This is a genomic window from Paenibacillus amylolyticus, from assembly GCF_047302515.1.
Lineage (GTDB): Bacteria > Bacillota > Bacilli > Paenibacillales > Paenibacillaceae > Paenibacillus > Paenibacillus amylolyticus_G.
In genome coordinates this window covers 89,366-105,876 of record NZ_CP168019.1, presented here as the reverse complement: position 1 = coordinate 105,876, position 16,511 = coordinate 89,366, and the positions used below count along the sequence as shown (strand labels likewise).

The 16,511-nt window shown below is 41.4% G+C and carries 17 protein-coding genes; 1 reads left to right on the top strand and 16 read right to left on the bottom strand.

Going from position 1 to position 16,511, the window contains the following annotated elements; all coding sequences use genetic code 11:
- Positions 1 to 2: 2 nt before the first annotated feature.
- Positions 3 to 1,052 carry a glycoside hydrolase family 88 protein gene (locus tag ACDJ59_RS00530; protein ID WP_413407278.1) on the top strand — a complete coding sequence of 350 codons (1,050 nt, stop codon included), beginning with the start codon at positions 3 to 5 and terminating at the stop codon, positions 1,050 to 1,052.
- Positions 1,053 to 1,238: 186 nt separating this feature from the next.
- Here the strand turns inward: ACDJ59_RS00530 and ACDJ59_RS00525 are convergent, their stop codons facing one another.
- From ACDJ59_RS00525 to ACDJ59_RS00450, 16 genes are all read right to left on the bottom strand, one after another.
- Complete coding sequence (locus tag ACDJ59_RS00525; protein ID WP_017692363.1) at positions 1,239 to 1,514, bottom strand: hypothetical protein; 276 nt, start codon at positions 1,512 to 1,514, stop codon at positions 1,239 to 1,241.
- Between the two features lie 31 nt (positions 1,515 to 1,545).
- Complete coding sequence (locus tag ACDJ59_RS00520; RefSeq protein ID WP_413407277.1) at positions 1,546 to 2,841, bottom strand: lipase family protein; 1,296 nt, start codon at positions 2,839 to 2,841, stop codon at positions 1,546 to 1,548.
- 21 nt (positions 2,842 to 2,862) lie between these two features.
- A complete protein-coding gene (locus ACDJ59_RS00515; RefSeq protein ID WP_413407276.1) occupies positions 2,863 to 3,150 on the bottom strand; it encodes a hypothetical protein in 288 nt (95 codons plus the stop codon).
- Positions 3,151 to 3,324: 174 nt separating this feature from the next.
- Positions 3,325 to 6,006 carry a DUF5704 domain-containing protein gene (locus ACDJ59_RS00510; protein ID WP_413407275.1) on the bottom strand — a complete coding sequence of 894 codons (2,682 nt, stop codon included), beginning with the start codon at positions 6,004 to 6,006 and terminating at the stop codon, positions 3,325 to 3,327.
- A gap of 80 nt (positions 6,007 to 6,086) precedes the next feature.
- Positions 6,087 to 6,689, bottom strand: a complete 603-nt coding sequence (locus ACDJ59_RS00505) for a hypothetical protein (RefSeq protein WP_210109809.1) — start codon at positions 6,687 to 6,689, stop codon at positions 6,087 to 6,089.
- Positions 6,690 to 6,703: 14 nt separating this feature from the next.
- Positions 6,704 to 7,948, bottom strand: coding sequence for an S-layer homology domain-containing protein (locus ACDJ59_RS00500; protein WP_413407274.1), 1,245 nt, complete (start codon positions 7,946 to 7,948; stop codon positions 6,704 to 6,706).
- A gap of 1,187 nt (positions 7,949 to 9,135) precedes the next feature.
- The gene (locus ACDJ59_RS00495) at positions 9,136 to 9,723 is read right to left on the bottom strand and encodes a hypothetical protein (protein WP_413407273.1); all 588 of its coding nucleotides are present in this window, start codon (positions 9,721 to 9,723) and stop codon (positions 9,136 to 9,138) included.
- Positions 9,724 to 9,772: 49 nt separating this feature from the next.
- On the bottom strand, positions 9,773 to 10,627 hold the full coding sequence (locus tag ACDJ59_RS00490; RefSeq protein WP_413407272.1) for an RHS repeat domain-containing protein: 855 nt from the start codon (positions 10,625 to 10,627) through the stop codon (positions 9,773 to 9,775).
- Positions 10,628 to 10,835: 208 nt separating this feature from the next.
- The gene (locus ACDJ59_RS00485) at positions 10,836 to 11,372 is read right to left on the bottom strand and encodes an imm11 family protein (RefSeq protein WP_413407271.1); all 537 of its coding nucleotides are present in this window, start codon (positions 11,370 to 11,372) and stop codon (positions 10,836 to 10,838) included.
- A gap of 194 nt (positions 11,373 to 11,566) precedes the next feature.
- Complete coding sequence (locus ACDJ59_RS00480; RefSeq protein ID WP_413407270.1) at positions 11,567 to 11,812, bottom strand: hypothetical protein; 246 nt, start codon at positions 11,810 to 11,812, stop codon at positions 11,567 to 11,569.
- A 360-nt stretch (positions 11,813 to 12,172) separates the two neighbouring features.
- The gene (locus ACDJ59_RS00475) at positions 12,173 to 13,429 is read right to left on the bottom strand and encodes an S-layer homology domain-containing protein (protein WP_413407269.1); all 1,257 of its coding nucleotides are present in this window, start codon (positions 13,427 to 13,429) and stop codon (positions 12,173 to 12,175) included.
- Between the two features lie 181 nt (positions 13,430 to 13,610).
- Positions 13,611 to 14,396: a barstar family protein gene (locus tag ACDJ59_RS00470; RefSeq protein ID WP_413407268.1), complete on the bottom strand. Its 786-nt coding sequence runs from the start codon at positions 14,394 to 14,396 to the stop codon at positions 13,611 to 13,613.
- A gap of 19 nt (positions 14,397 to 14,415) precedes the next feature.
- Positions 14,416 to 15,258, bottom strand: a complete 843-nt coding sequence (locus ACDJ59_RS00465; protein WP_413407267.1) for an RHS repeat-associated core domain-containing protein — start codon at positions 15,256 to 15,258, stop codon at positions 14,416 to 14,418.
- Positions 15,255 to 15,389: a hypothetical protein gene (locus ACDJ59_RS00460; protein WP_413407266.1), complete on the bottom strand. Its 135-nt coding sequence runs from the start codon at positions 15,387 to 15,389 to the stop codon at positions 15,255 to 15,257. The genes ACDJ59_RS00465 and ACDJ59_RS00460 overlap by 4 nt, the downstream gene beginning before the upstream one ends.
- A complete protein-coding gene (locus tag ACDJ59_RS00455) occupies positions 15,358 to 15,651 on the bottom strand; it encodes a hypothetical protein (protein WP_413407265.1) in 294 nt (97 codons plus the stop codon). The genes ACDJ59_RS00460 and ACDJ59_RS00455 overlap by 32 nt, the downstream gene beginning before the upstream one ends.
- 375 nt (positions 15,652 to 16,026) lie before the next feature.
- Positions 16,027 to 16,443: a hypothetical protein gene (locus ACDJ59_RS00450; RefSeq protein ID WP_413407264.1), complete on the bottom strand. Its 417-nt coding sequence runs from the start codon at positions 16,441 to 16,443 to the stop codon at positions 16,027 to 16,029.
- Between the last annotated feature and the right edge of the window lie 68 nt (positions 16,444 to 16,511).

Genomic DNA, 16,511 nt, shown 5'->3' with positions numbered 1-16,511 from the left:
ACATGAAAGAACATATTGGAGATAAATGCCCTCATTTTGCAGGCAAGGACGGCAAGTATGATAACATCAATACTGACTGGTGGGCTTCCGGTTTCTGGCCTGGCATGTTATGGATTATGTATGATATGACGGGAGAACAATCCTATCGGGATGCGGCATGGTCGTGGGATGAGACGCTGGAGCAATGGTTTGTTAAACCTACCGTGGAGCTTCATCATGATGTAGGCTTCCAGTTCCTCTCCACCGCTGTTATCAAACACAAGATCACAGGTGACGAGGATGCGCTCAGACGTGGTCTGGAGGCAGCCAATTTCCTCGCAAGTCGTTACAATCCAGCAGGGAAATTTATTCGAGCCTGGAATGAGGATAAATACGGTTGGGCCATCATTGACTGCATGCTGAATATCTCTCTGTTGTTCTGGGCTTCTGAGGTGACAGGTGACCCTCGGTACAGACACATTGCCATCAATCATGCCGAAACGACCATGCAATATGGTGTCCGGGAAGATGGATCAACCAAACATATCATCTCCTTTGATCCCGAAGATGGACGATACATTGAATGTTTTGGTGGTCAAGGATATGCCCCGGATTCATCATGGAGTCGAGGTACATCATGCGGTCTCTATGGATTCGCCAACACGTATCGGTATACCCAAGATGAACGATTCCTGAACACAGCGAAACGGATAGCACCTTACTTTATTGCTGCGCTGCCAGAGGATCATGTCCCCTATTGGGATTTCAGACTTCCGACGCTGGAAGGCCAGTCCCGCGACAGTTCCGCCGCAGCCATTGCTGCATCCGGTCTTCTAGAGCTGGCCGCCGTCGTTCCCGAAGGCGAGAAACGCCTATACACAGATGCCGCTGAACGTATCCTTCGTTCTTTAACCGAGAACTATGCCGTCTGGGATCAACCCGAGCATGAATCCATTCTGCTACACGCCACAGGTAGCGGCAATTCCTTCATCGATGTCTCTCTAATCTATGGAGATTATTATTATCTGGAAGCGATCGCGAAATTAAATGGATGGAAGCACCGGGTATATTGATTTTGGTGGTGTAATGACGTAGAACAAAAAGATGCCGATCCCACTAAAATGTGAGACGGCATCTTTAGATTTCTATAATACTCTTAATTATTTTAAATTAGATCATTATTTCAAGATTAAGCTAAATCCTTGTAAAATAAAAAACTTATTTTATGTAAAACTGAAAATTAAAATTTCAATATACTTTTAATAGCTTCCATCCGCATCCTTTATTCTCTTGATCGCATCTAACATTTCCTGTTTTTGTTTAAGGAGTAACTGTGTCCGAGTATCCAGCTGATAGAAGAACACTTCCACCTTGATTCGAAGTTTATCGGCTGATTGACCCTTCCAGGTGTTCAACTTCCCATACAATACTCGTGCTTCTCTCTCGTTTTCTCTCAATTCGCTAAGGATAAGATCCAACTCTTGTTCTGCCTGTAATAGCTGATCCAAATCCATGGCTATACTGCTTCCACTCATTTATATCTTCCTGCCTTTCTATCTATGTTCGTTAAGCTACTGTTCCACTATCGGCCTGGATAAACAAATCGGCCTTGTTCTGGATATAATCCACAAGATCCGATGTATGTTCCAGATGCCATTCATCTAACTGCTTAATACTCATCTGAAGATCCCATACAATCGGCACAAGCCGCTGACTATGACTGCTCTCAGTGTACTCAAAAAAGTTCCGTTGGATTCGCTCAAAGGTACGGCTCATATCCTGTGCTTGGCGACTCCATTTCCCTGCAATCTCCTTCAGTTCTTCTGACGTTAACTCGATGGTTCCTGCCGAGTACCCACCTACAACGTTAACCACAGACTTGAAACCTTTGGATAGGGTATCCCATGCTTCACGTGCATGATCCAGGATGTTATGATCCGAAGGTTTTCGCGGAGAGAAACTCACTCGTTCTCCCGTAATTTCATCATACAAGGTATTATCGATATACCCATCGTCATCGAAGCTGTAATGCTTCATATCGTGATATGAAGGCCCTCCCAGTGTATCCTTTATTTTGTCCACAGCACCGTAACTAGCATTAAAGTCGTCATAATTTTTATCAATTACGAGAGTTGAACCCACGTGCCTCTCATATCCTCCCAGCATACCACTTGCAATGAAATCCCCAGGATGAATGAAGTTGGTTACCTGACGATCGAAAGCACCTTCTTCTGCTTTCCTACGCATTTCTGGTGTTAACGATGCCACGACAGTAGGTGCACTAAACGTGACTGCATCCAGTCCTGTATACACCGCTGCATATTGTGCATTTGCCCCGCCTAATGAATGTCCCGTAAGTGTAAAGTCTGCATCGGGATACTTACTTTGCATCTCTTTCACGTAATCTTCTGCTTCGTATAACTGATTATCAGGTCCAAACTCTTTATCTATACTTTTGCCTGTATCCCCAAACAAGTTATTGAGCCATGTAATCCCTAAGGTATCTTCAATACCCTGCACATTTTCTTTCCCGACTTCAGACAAAGGATCAATTATTCTAGCAATCGTAGCCCCTGCTTCAGGAAGACCAATATTGAGAACATCTGCTTTTAAATCAGGTGCTTTTCTATCCCAAGTGCTGGAGCCTTCCGTTCCTCGGAAAGCAATGACAGCTTGTTTGGTATCAGGGTTGTAAAAGGTCACTACATCCATGCCGGATGAATTATGTTTTTGATCTAGAACTTCCCAACCAGGGAGAACGCCTATTTTCTTACCAGTTTCATAATCCTTATACGCTTCTTGTGACATCTTCTTATAAACAAGATCAGTAATTTCTCTATTATTTGAACTCTCTTTATTCATTAAAACGTCCACCTTTCATTGTCATTCCAATTTGTATGGATCGTAACCTTCGTTTAACAAAACTTCTTCTAATTCTGGGCTAAAACTAAATGACTCCGTTCGGTTTTCCTCATAATTAATGGAAACATTAAAGGATTGTTCTTCATGTTGAGAAACATAGCCATAAAAAGTAACCCAACTCATTGCCATTTTAGGTTGCATTTGTTTCCTAGTAATTTTCACATCGAGGTCATAAGTATCCTTCAAATACTGAATGGCAATGGCCTCCGAACGATCTATAATTTCTTGATCTTTATCTTTTGTATCCACTCTTAAACACCCTCCTAAAATGAAAACTATCATTATGGTAAATGTAATTATTTTTATCATCCGGGACACATCCATCCCTCACTTTATGATCTATTTGTAAATAGATAGAAGAAATCCTCTGGTAAAAGGATTTCTTCTATCAGGATCTAATCAATAAAACTAACTTGCGTTTTCTTAATGCGGTACTTGCGCACTAAAATCATCGCGGCTGGAGCGATCCGCATGGTAAAAGACTACGTCTCCATCCCGCAATGTAAAGCTGTTTCCATAGCTATCCTCTACCTCACGCTGGAATCCTTCCAGCAACCATTGATTCATCAGTGGGGCATGGATATACTGCAGATGCGGTGCCGCCAGATTTCCCTCTCGAATGGACTCGAAGTTGAAGTTCACCACGATATACCCATCCTTCAGGAAGATTGGCGATTTAGCATCCAATCCGCCATGCGTACGTCCATACTCAACCAAGTTTGTTCCCGCTTGCACCACATAGGGCTCAGCAGGCAGACTGTATTCCCCATACCATTGTTGAATGGCTGCATTCGCACGGAGGACATCTGCACTGGCGGTCGTTGGAATATTCGTTTTCGGACCGATAAATGTCCGCAACTGTTCTGGCATCAAGAGTAGGCTGTATCCGCCTACGGGTGTTTTCATTTTCGTAAATTTGTCTCGATAGTACTCTTGGTACGCTCGTTCACTCATCATCCCCGGATGGATTTCACCATATCGGTTGTATTTGTACGTCGCTGTATCTCGCAGTTGCTCGGACGGAACTTGACGTAGCCGATCGTTCAAAATCACGAACCGCTTCACTTGATCTTCTGTCGAACCGATGCGAATAAAGTTCCGCTGATTGGTGGAGTAATACAGTTCCACGGGCACACGCGTACTTCCATCCTTACTCACAAAGTCAAAGGTTGGCGTGAGACGAATGCCGTCTCGTGGGCCGAACATGTTGCCTTTTGTTTTAAAGTCAAACTTGAAGGGATATCCCGTTTTCACCGCCACATTCTGATACCCTTGCAGGGGGTGACTGCCCGGGCGAATCGGGACGGTAAACTGGGGTTTGTTACCCCGCTTGTCCCCATCGATATCCTGCGTGCCGGTCCAGTAACTGATCCAGGTCGGCGCAAGGCTATTTTTGAAACGGCGGAAGACAAGCTCCCAGTTATAGTCCGCGATATCGGTAATCTCAAAGTCGTATAGTCGCCCAATGACCTCCACAGATACTTCGTCCGAAGCGGCATGGTAGTACAGATCTGTGTTGGCATCGGGTTGGGCGTCGATCTCCGGCTCGCTACTAAAATGCGTTGGGACATTTTCAGCGATATTCCGGAATTCCACCTGGTAGTCTCCTTCATCCACCCACACAGGCAGATAGAAGGTCGTATCCAGTACCGGTACCTGAACATCAATCCATGTATTTCGTGGATAAAATTGCGATCGGTCAGCACTGTACACGTCAAATGGAAAACGGACTTGTTTAATCCGATAATATTTGGCGTAATCCCGATCGCCATATCCCGGGTAAGATCCCGCATCCAGATGTTGTCCGCTGGTCGGGATGCGAACTGTGAATGGTCGCTCCAAAATGAGCGCAGACCGGTTCATGTTCGGCACCGTTTTCTGATTATGCGGCTGATCATCCGATACGAGCGAGTAATTCACGACTGGGGTATGGACAGTGACAGTGTTGATACCATAGATGTCGAACTCTTGGTCATCGCCTCCATTCACACTGTTATCCATTAAGGTATAACGAATGGTACCCTCGCTGATGGTATCTTGTTTGTTCGCCTTACTGATTGGAATATAGTTATAGGGACTATATAATACATTCTCATCAATCTGCACGGGATCTGGAATTTCGCCGGGCTGTGGGCCGGATTCAGGGGACCGCTGCGGATCCATTACCGTACCTCCATTAAAGTAAAAGGCATCATTCTCTACCTCTACATCAGGGACTGCCTCCTCAGCCAAACTCTGTAGATCTTCATCGGGCGGGGAGGGCCGATCCTTTCCTCCCGTTTTTGTGCCAGGCGGAGCTGTGACTTTGACTGGATTGGGTGGCGGATAATAATCCCCCGTCGTTTCCGCCTGAAAATCCGGTGGGACATAACCTTCGGGTTGCAACGTGATTTGTCCAGATCCAAAAGCATAATTGATTAGCGTCGCCTCATCGAGGCTGTATACACTTAACGTATCGATCGTCCAGTAAGCATATGGACGCTCAACAGTATATTGTTTGCTAACCGGTTCTTCCGCTTCCTGTGGATCTGGAACTTCCCTCTCATTGCCCTCCGCATCGGTCTCTTTCTTCTTCGGATCCCACTTCAGGGTCCATATTTTCTCAACTTCAAATTGATATGTACATGTGCCCGTCATCTGTACAAAGGTATGTTCAAACAAATAATCTCGACTAAATACGTTACCATAGAGGCTTTCAGAGGTGGGAATCCCCTTGAGAACATCAAAAGGTTCATTACCCCGTTGATCTGCCCTAATCATAGCTGTAACGACTGGATCCATAATCTGGCCTTCTAATGTCCGTCCGGGTTGGGGCTGTGAGCATGCAGTTACAGGTTCTTCTGGAATCTCGTTATCTTCCCCTACGGTTATCGTGACGTTTTCCCAAATATAGTACGGACCTTTTTTCCAAAGAGCAGTAATTTTTGCAGTCCCTCTGCCTTCTGCCTTCACTACTCCGTTGGAATTTACTGTTGCAACACCCTCTTTATCTGTCTTCCACTCGGTTTGTTCACGAGTTGAGACATTTACCCAGTCTGTTGTATTCCCTTGATAGTCAATCTCGCGTACTTCTGCAGCAAGCTGAACCGTTTCTCCCTCCTGCAATATGTTATCCGAGTTAACACGAATCTCCTTCGTTTCATAAACATGAGCTATATAATCAATATGCAACGGAGTCCAATATGCTACTTGCCATTTTTTTTGTCGTCAGGTCTAGTACCATATTCTTTTTCTTCACTGAATGGTTTCGGATATCCTGTAAAGACGTTAATCTCAATGAATTTATCACCTTGTGTAAATCTCGGCTTTTCATTTCCAGGTTCATATGCTGGGCCATCTAAATAGTTAATATCTTTAACTCCAAGATCATCCATAAACCTTCTATCAAACGCATTCCCATTGATATCTTCCAGAGAATCTGGAGCGTAAACAGTAGCATCTATCTTGTCAATAAACCTCTCACTGACTGGATATCCACGAGTTCCACCCTGGTTCCAATGTGTTGTCGTAGTGACCCTACTACTTGGTAACTCTCCAGTTGCGGACCATATTTCCCCATCCCCCTGTGTCCATATCACCTTAGGATTGGGATCTTTCTCCCCAGTAACAAGTACTTTTATTTTTTGTTTTCCTCTTGATCTACCTTGAGCATCAGTAGCAATCAATTTTTCAAGATTACTTGGATAACCTTTGTTGAAATGGTAATCACTAGCTCTCGCTACACCGTGGGGGTAAAGTCCCATTAATACAGTCATAATTAAGATAATATGCAGAATTTTATTTTTCATAAATCGCCTTTCACTCATCTCCCATAAATACTTACACCTGAACCGTCATCTGTTTTAAACCTTGCCACGAGTCCTTTGTAGTCTTTATCGTACCACTTACCAATCCACAACCGTACTCCGTTGTTCGATGAATAATTCGAAAAAAAGTTCTCGGCGTTTGAAAACGGTAGAGTTTTATACCCGAATTGCCTTGTCATGTCTTGATCTAGCCTTTGACCAAAGAATGAGTTCGCTAAGCCACCTCTATAGTCATCCAGATTAAATCCTTTTTTGCTTGGATAAATTGTTATTTCTTGAAAAACGGCTACAATATTTTTTCTTTTTGCAGTAGACTGATACCAATCTTTTTCCGATTCGGAAATAAAGAACGGGGCATATACTCCTTTCTTATTGTTCCAATCGGAGGCATCGACAGCTATAGTGCGATGGAGAACTAGACTCCCACTTTTATTGCTAAATGTCACTTTCTTCTCGCTTGCATCTGAAAAATCACGACCAGTTGTAAATTCAAATGGAGTAATTTCTTTAAAATTAGATTTCGCTACCCCGACAGATCTGATTTCATTTAGTGCTTCGAACGACGATGCCTTCTTACCTTCCATATTGGCTATTCTCAATAAAATTACCGAAGCTTCTGCACGCGTGGTCGTTTTACTTAAACCAAAAGAGTGATCTGGAAATCCTGTCATTATACCGGTACCCATCGCTACTGCTATATAAGGGGCTTTACTTTGAGAGATTCCTGGGGAAAAAGCTTCTTTTACAGGAATTAAAGATGTCTTGGTATCCTCCAAAGCTTGTTCGAAATCTTTGTCAGCAGCTGCTAATCCGGAACTAATCCACTTGGCCATCTCTTCACGAGTAATTATCGTACTCGGCTTAAAGCCGTTTGGATAATCCTTTACGTTAATAAATCCAAGAGATACTGCACGGTTCACTTCTATTTCACTCCAGTGACCGGTCAAATCCTTAAACACGTTACCTTGCTCCGTCTCTGGAGTCCCTTTCGCGACTCGGGCCAGCAACGCTGCAAATTCTGCGCGCGTAACGGTGGAGCCAGGCTTAAATGTGCCATCACTAAATCCTTTGAAGTAGCCTTTTTCTACAGCTGCATCGATGGATGCTTTCGCCCAATGGCTTGTAGGCACATCTTTAAATGAGGCAACGGCTGCTTGACTGGTGTTTCCGGTAAAAGGAAGCATTCCAAATACCAATGCACCGCTTAATATGAGTTGTGTTACTTTTTTCAAATCTTTCACGCTCCATTTTATTTTTTCTGTGGAACCTTAGTGCCTATGTACATTTTTTCTTGAATCTACATTTTGCTATCATCAAATATATAGGACTTATTCAAATAAAATAGTTCACTAAGCAAAATATCCCATTCCATATACATGAATATTTTACCATAATAAGTCTCCTATTCATAGGTATTAAGGCTTATTTCTCCTTGTATAAATGCCTTGAATCCACATATAATGCTTCCCATCTGTCTAGCATTTTTGATATATATCCGTGGGAGTACATAATTTTTTTATGAATACATTCAGCTTCACTATTTCAGGGATTCCTGCTCGCTCTCCCTATTTACTTGGATACCCAATGCTTATATATACTTGCTTCTCTCATCATCATAATGTAAGAAACCTTTGAATGGCTCTTAAGCACCATTCAAAGGTTTCTTAGTTTCGATTCTATCTTTTAATTTTGATACTTTACTATTTATAGAAATTTCCCGTTGCGACTAAGACTGCCTCAGACTTTTGAGAGACAAAGACAAGCTATTATGATTCGTCTCGCCAAAGGTTTTCATAGGTTCTAAGATAGTAAAAACACAAACTAAAGATTTCGTTACTTTCACTAATAGCATAAAGTATATTTCGAGGTATTTAATATATATTTAATGGAATACAACAATTAGGTTCAACTTCTATGGTGACTCTCCCTCCAGCAACAATAGACAAAGAGCTACTACCAAAAGGCCAATCAATAGCCGAAAAAATTTCATAGTTATACCCATCACGGCCACTACTTATATTCCAATTTTTATAAATTTTGCATTTAGATCCATCATTCTTTTTATTACAACCGTTCCTACTATTAATGGTCGTGCTGTGCACTCTAGAAGTTGTGTTATATTACCTACCGGTTTAGAACATTCAATAGTTGCATTGAAAAAACTCCATTCAAACTAACATAACAAAAATAGGTCAATCAGGGTGGTAACTGACCATGATTGACCTATTCACTGCAACGCAACAACGTTATTAGGTTTAAAAATATTAAACATTCATGTGTGTACAAATAATATAGACAAATCTTCATACGTATATTACATGGGTTAATTTGTTACCGTTAAACAGCGGGTTCATTCGACACTAGGGGCCCACGTAATAATATTGGCATTTAAAGAAACAATGAGACTATCCACCATTTACAAAATGATTTACATTTTACTAAAGTATTCATTCACTATTGCAGTTAATTGGTCGTCTCCAAACTCAATGTTAGTCAAATAATAAAGAAAAAAGTCTTCTACTTCATTTTGATTAAACAGGTTTAGGTATTTAAATGCAAGTAATGTAGTATTATCTACTCCATAATTTTTTTCCAAATTTGATTTCACATATTGAATTACTTGATCAATAAACCTATTGTCTTCTGACTTAGATAGAAAATTAAGAACGAATCTAATATTATCTTCATTCTCCAGTTCAATAATCTCACGTACTTCCTTCTCTTCTAATTCTTCTTGTAATAGCTGTTCCTTCACCATATTAAATTTTTTTAAAGCCTCTAATTCATCATTATAATAATCCTCCCAAAAACTTAGATACGCAAATTGCTTCGGCAATAAGGCCGAGCTATTATTGGGTTTGTTCCACAATATCCAATCTGAGTTTACTTTATCAGATACTATTTCAAATAAAGAGATTGAATAAGGAACAACTTGTCTTGCATCATTTTCTATTCTGTAAAATTCCTCACCATTTTTGCTGGTCTCCACAGAATAAACGATATACTTTTTATTCATTGATATATTCTCTTGTTTCTCGACATCCTTTTTAAGGCATACTCTCAATTTATCTTACTCCTTTAATATTGAAATCAACATCTAAGTCAATTATCCAGAATAAGTCACTTTCATTTTCTCTGAGCTTCTTAGGTTTAGATACTTTCAGTTTAATATCAAATGAACTAATATCTCCTGTTTTTTGATTTTGGTAAAAATGAATTTCTCCCTTTCCATACGGGGTCTCATACTGTTGCTTTGATGTCATTTTGGCCCAATCTTCCACTTTACTACCGTCACTAGTTAACATCTTACGAGCCTTATCATCCCATAGATCCTCGCCTTTAATGATAACATCAGAGTTAGACAAAACATCTTCTTTAAGAAGTGATTGCTTGTACTGTTGATGTTTATAAATGTCACTAGCATTATCCGTTCCCTCAGACTTCGTTTCAAACTTCGTCAATCCCAGTGGATCAATGTAACTCACCGGATTCCCGTTCACATACGCATACCGGTTAAACGTCTGCCCGTCCTGAATCTCTCCACGAATCACATCTCGATTCAGAAATCGCTTCAGCTTCGGATCATAGTACCGCGTCCGCATATAATATAGTCCATTGGCATCCGTCATGACCCCATCTCGACCATTGTAAGCAAACGGCTGCGAGGTGACGCCTTCATGCTGCTCCAGCTCACCATACAGTCCGTACGTATAACGGTCCGTCATCCGGTTCTGCTCGTCCGTTAGCAACGTCGTACTGCCAAGTAGATCATAGTGGTAACTCAGATACGTTCCGTCGGCATCTTCACGTCCGATTAGACCCAGACCATAGATGTAACGGGATTTCACATGCCCTTCCCCATCCAGCTCCATCAGCACCCGGCTCAGTTCATGTGCATCGTCGATCACATAGCGGGTCACTTGCCCTCGCTGCGCGAGTTCAATCCGGTCTCCCTGCGGGTTGTACCGATACTTCAGCTTACCCGCTTTCCCCAGACGATTGGGGGTATCGCATTCTCATGTAGTAGTGGTGCTGCCATCAGCCTCATACAACTTCCAGTGTGTTTATTCATGTGAATTATAAAAATGAAAAACCTTGAAAGGCCAAAGCCAATCAAGGTTTATAACACTAAGTAAACTGAACCCCTTTAATATTATTTCTTTCAAAGACTTCTTTAAGGTCATCAGATATAAGAACATGGGACTTATAATCTAGATTTCTAACTAGATGATGATTGTTTGGTAAACCGTCAAATTTATAAACTATCTTCTTAAAGTTTAATATGGAATCCGTTCCTTTAATTGTAGTAAACTCTGATTCAGTTTTATCTATTACCTCGATAGCACTTACTATATTCAAAAGATAGTAATCGGGGATTTTCTTTTCCCCTATATAAACATTCGCCTCAAATATCTGTATATCTTCAGGACAAATTTCTTGTAAAATTTCCACTACTTTTTTTGAAACTATCAATAGAAGTCCACTATTCGGTAATACATCAGTTAGGGATTCTTCTAAACATTCAAATACAATTTTTTGGGAAACAATTTGACCAGTTAATTCTCTACCTTCTCTAAAAACAAATCTATCAGTACCACTGCCTTTTACATATTCACCTATTCTTTTATTTGGGAAATTTTCAGGAACAGACCATATCCATAACAAGCATATCACCTCTTATTAATTAGCCCAAGGGCGTTTATTTTTATTTAAAGCTCTGCTTCCATCTCTTAACAATTGTCTCTCCCCACTGATTATACCAAGAAGATCATCATTATATTGTTGTTGAGTCCACCCACTTGCTCTACCATTACTCGAGAACTTCAACCATTTGATTTGCTAAATTTTAACTAACGCTATTAGGGTGTTGGGTCATCCGCCAGAATATGCCCTTGGGCACCAGGGTCCATAAACGCAGTTTCGGGTGCGGCTACCTCATTCGGTGGATTGATGGTATATGTACAGCCTGCTACTCCCCCTGATGGGGTTGTCCCATCACCCACCGTGACTTCTAAGTAAGCTATAAGATCGTATTGATATGGATCGCCGCTTTTCCAACGTACAGAGATCGTAGCGGTTCCCGGGCTTATACCTTTGGCTGACAACTCCTAATGTTGGCCAAGGTGCTTCAGGAGGACCAACGCTGTTAACAATCTCATCTCCTCGAGATGATCTAGCACCCCACTTTCCTCATCCCTTTGGACCCAATATACACCCGGACTAGCTGTCCGTACCCCATCAACTTTTCTTACAACTTTTTGATAACCCGTTGGACCAACTGGAGATGCAACAGAAGCAGTAAGTGGTTCCCTATCCTCTGGATTAGAACTCACAGCAATAACTTTAGTAGAATTACCCGGAGCAGAAAAAACCAACATCATCTGATAGTTACTACATACAATAAATACAGATAATATTACTATACATTTTCGCAGACCTCTAAATTTCATATGTACATCCTCTAATCAATTTGGTATATAAAATGACGTAAGGGAGTTACCGACCCTTATAGATGAACCGTTTAAAGCAACATCCTCCGAACGATATCGATTGATAGATTGGGCCATCCAATATCGCTTAGAAACCCCTTTTTTGAAAAAGCCAGATTTCACATAATCTACCCTTGGTAAGTTTATTATTCCATATTTTTTTATAGCTCCACTTGTAAAATTACTTGCTGCACCACTAGTTAAGCGATATCCAGTCGAGTTAGCTAAGGCAAGATTGCTAAGATTATTTCCATTAGGAGTAACTGTTACTTCCATAAAAACCATGTAGCGATCTTCATCAATGAATCTGTCAAAATCTTTATCGATAAACATTTTTCCATACATATTCTTCACAGTGGAAGCAGTGGGGGCATCGGCTATGATCATTCGATGGACTATCATTTCTCCAAGATTGTTACGAAGTGAAAAAGGTTTCTCCGTTATCAAGTCAAAACTATTCAAATAGTTTGCGTTCTCATATTTACTGTAAACAAATGGCGTCGCAGAAGTCAGATTCGTTCCTGTTAGACCTACCTCGCGCATCTCATTCAGATCTCTATACGACGTTGCCTTGCTCTTCTGTACCTGTTCGTAACGGGATAAAATAACTGCTGCCTCTGCTCGTGTGGTTGTTTTCCCCGGACCAAACGTACCGTCTGGGTACCCGCCCATCAATCCAGTTCCCAATACCACCGACACATAGGGATATGCTGCTTTCTTCAACCCGCCCTTGTAATATTCTGCCACAGGCACCAACGTATTTTCTGTATCCTTCAACGCTTGCTTGTAATCCTCATCCTGAGCTGCAAGTCCTGAGCTGAGCCACTTCGCCATTTCCTCTCGTGTCAAAGCCATGCCTGGCTTAAACCCATTCGGATAATCCGAAGAATTCAGAAAACCAAGGGATAACGCATGATTCACTTCTACCTCACTCCAATGCCCGGTCAAATCCTTAAACACATTATCTTGCTCCGTTTCCGGCGTCCCTTTAGCCACTCGGGCCAGCAATGCTGCAAATTCTGCGCGCGTCACTGTTGCTCCGGGCTTAAACGTACCGTCACTATATCCTTTGAAATAACCTTTTGCTACCGCTGCATCGATCGATGCTTTCGCCCAATGGGTCGTAGGGACATCTTTGAATGAGACAACGGCTGCTTGACTGGTGTTTCCGGTAAAAGGAAGCATTCCAATTACCAATGCACCGCTTAATATGAGTTGTGTTACTTTTTTCAAATCTTTCACGCTCCATTTTTTTTTGTGTGGAACCTTAATGCCTATGTACATTTTTTCTTGAATCTACATTTTGCTATCATCAAATATATAGGACTTATTTAAATATAATAGTTCAAAAAGCTAATCTCAACAGCGCACATCGATATTCATTCGGTTCGCGCTGTTTAAGATTAGCTTGAAATTATTTAGGGAGAATCGTTAAAGTCAATTGAAATGATGTCATTAATTTAATGACATCATAAAAGAAATCGGGTTCCATTCGTATACTATTATCACTCTGAATTTCAAAAGAAAAATTACTCCATACAATCGAAAACGGAGAAACTATTCCAAAATTCCCAGAAAGGCAGTCCTCCAAACTTGATAGGTTAAATCCATAGTATCCTCCAGGACCATGCATAGCTTCACCTAGTGCACAAAAAAAAGAGGTTGAATCTTCTACATACGTTCCATCCAGCTCATACACTCTCTCTTGATTAAGTGTTTCAATATCTCCCTTATACTCCTGATGTAATCGAGCCACTTCTAACCAACCAGCTCTCTCAGATGATGCAAGGTGGGCCCACTTGTTTTTTTTTATTGGTGGACATGTTCTCCACTTCTCCCATAATTCGAGTGCAGTTACGAATGGATGTTCTGAAAATGTTCCAACTAATTCAATATTCTTATCTCCTGAAAGGAAGATTGATTTATGAGAAAACATAGGTTCATCAATAGTAAAGTAATATGAACCTATCGCATCTCCGTTCATATTCAGAATAATAAAATGCAAATTATTTACATAGACCTTTGTTTGTAAGCAGTATTGTTTAAATTCATCTGTTACTGTGAAATCTATTAATTTTGTCTTGCAGGTAAAGTTTTCTACATCATTCGCAATATTATCTCCGGGAAGATTAATAAGGTCTTTAAATTCACCAATAATCATATCACTCTCATCATCTTTTATTTGGAATTTGGCTACCACATTATCACCTCATATTCATCTACTTTTTCCCACCATCTGGATACCAAGGACTTGGAAACAACCTTGGCTTGGTGTAATCATGTTTCAAAACATAACCGCTCTTCCCATCTGGTCGTAGAAGAATTCTATTATTTGTACCAGGCACATCAAATTCTAATGACCCTATCCACGCGCGACCTTGTCCTTCTCTACCTTCAAATACTGTCTGCTTACCTGTACGCGGGTCAACTCTCGGTACACCTTTGTTAAGAATTATCTCCTCATATTGATCTCTTATAACTTTAGGGACAGGATTAGGATCAGAAAGCTTTTTGCCTTTGCTTGCATCCTCCGCAAATTGCTGCAAATCTAGTTTCAAACTACCTGTCCTAGGTGTAGAAGGTTCACTTGATCCATCCGTCTCCCACTTGGTCAACCCCAACGGATCAATATAACTCGCCGGATTTCCGTTCACATACGCATATCGGTTAAACGTCTGCCCGTCCTGAATCTCTCCACGGATCACATCTCGGTTTAAGAACCGTTTCAACTTCGGATCATAGTACCGTGCTCGCATGTAATACAATCCGTTGGCATCCATCATGACCCCATCTCGACCATTATACGCAAACGGCTGCTGGGTTAATCCTTCATGTCGCTCCAGTTCACCATATAATCCATACGTATAGCGGTCCGTCACCCGGTTCTGCTCGTCCGTTAGCAACGTCGTACTGCCTCGCAGATCATAGTGGTAACTGAGATACGTTCCGTCGGCATCTTCGCGTCCGATTAGACCCAGACCATAGATGTAACGGGATTTCACATGCCCTTCCCCGTCCATCTCCATCAGCACTCGGCTCAGTTCATGTGCATCGTCGATCACATAGCGGGTCCTTGCCCTCGCTGCGCGAGTTCAATACGGTCCCCCTGCGAATTGTAGCGATACTTCAGTTTCCCTGCCTTCACCAGACGATTTCGGGTATCATATTCGTAGGGCAGACGCGGTACTTCCATCGGTCGCGTACAGCAGATTTCCGTTGGCATCGATCTCCACAGGATAGTCTCCTGCCCGCTGAAGCCGGTTATCCCAGGTATAGTGCAGATGCTGCGTTGGCGAAATGCTCGTGAATTCCGTTTCAGATGTCCCTACTTGTTCGGTTGTCAGGTTCCCCGATGGGTCATACGTGTAGTGTACGACACGGCCTGGTTCGGCGCCACTGCGTAGGCGTTTCAAGGTATCGTACGTGTACTGTTTGTTTTCTTCTTTCAGAAGCAAGCCGCTTGGGCTGTATTCGTACTTGAATTGCTGTAAACGAATGCCTTGTCCGCTCGTATCCGTCAGGCGAGTCAGTTGTCCGGCAGCATAAAGTGTCTCATTATAATTAACCTTTTACTGTTACGTTACTATTTTATTGTCGTATCCTATATTAATAGATAGAGATCAGGCTCGTTCTGCACCCATTAGACTTTGAACAGCAGCCGTATCAATTGTTTTACCACATCATCTAGTTTCTTCGTTTATTCTCTGCAAGCAAAAAAGCTCATTCCCACTCATAAAACAAGTTGGAAAGAGCTTTGAAAGTTTATCAAGTGTCTGGTTGTATTGCACGATCATGTTGTTGGAGCTATAAACTCGATTAGTTCGAACTTATTATTTCGGAAAATTTTCAATAAAATCCTCATACATTTTTCGTGTAGCCATGCCACACTTTGGAAGAATCTCTTTGATTTTTCGCATGATTACCTCATCATTTGACACTAATTCAATATTAGTTGAATTAAGGATCACTCTTAATGAATCAACACACGTTGTAAATAATTCCTCATCATCTACAGAAGAGAGTAAAAGTAAACTTTTTACTACGGCACCATCATTAACATCACTGTCGACACAGTAAGCGTATCTGATCTGCCACTCAATAGATTTTGAAAGAATAGCATTTAATAATTCTTCCCAATCATTATCTTCGAACTCCTCTAGCATCTCTCTAGCAATGGAGAACCCTTCATCATACCAATAATCCGTTGTAAATTCACCTGATAAATACTCATCTAACTCTTCATACATTTTCGAGTCCTCCTTCTCAAGAGTGATTCATTATTAGTCCAGAGATTTCTTTACATTAAATGCAATTT